Annotated in this window: 1 protein-coding gene; it reads left to right on the top strand. The window is 66.1% G+C overall.

The features are described 5' to 3' along the window. The coding region (locus tag LPA54_RS39560) for an RtcB family protein (protein WP_228985231.1) at positions 1–431 on the top strand (431 nt) is incomplete at both ends.

Genomic DNA, 431 nt, shown 5'->3' on the forward strand with positions numbered 1-431 from the left:
CTCAGATGGCGGCGTACCGGACCGACCTGTACTGGGCGCAGGAGTACGCGAAGTACAACCGCGCGGTCATGATGGGGCTCCTCAAGGACGTCGTCCGCAAGGAGCTCAAGAAGGCGAAGCCGGTCTTCGAGCAGGAGATCTCCTGTCACCACAACTACGTGGCCGAGGAGCGCTACGAGGGGATGGACCTGCTCGTCACCCGCAAGGGAGCGATCCGCGCGGGCTCCGGCGAGTACGGGATCATCCCCGGGTCGATGGGGACGAGTTCCTACATCGTGAAGGGGCTCGGCAACGAAAAGGCCTTCAACTCGGCCTCCCACGGCGCCGGGCGTCGCATGAGCCGGAACGCGGCGAAGCGGCGTTTCACCGTGCGGGACCTCGAGGAGCAGACGCGCGGTGTGGAGTGCCGTAAGGACTCCGGCGTGCTGGAC

The organism is Streptomyces sp. DH12 (genome assembly GCF_020873895.1).
GTDB lineage: Bacteria > Actinomycetota > Actinomycetes > Streptomycetales > Streptomycetaceae > Streptomyces.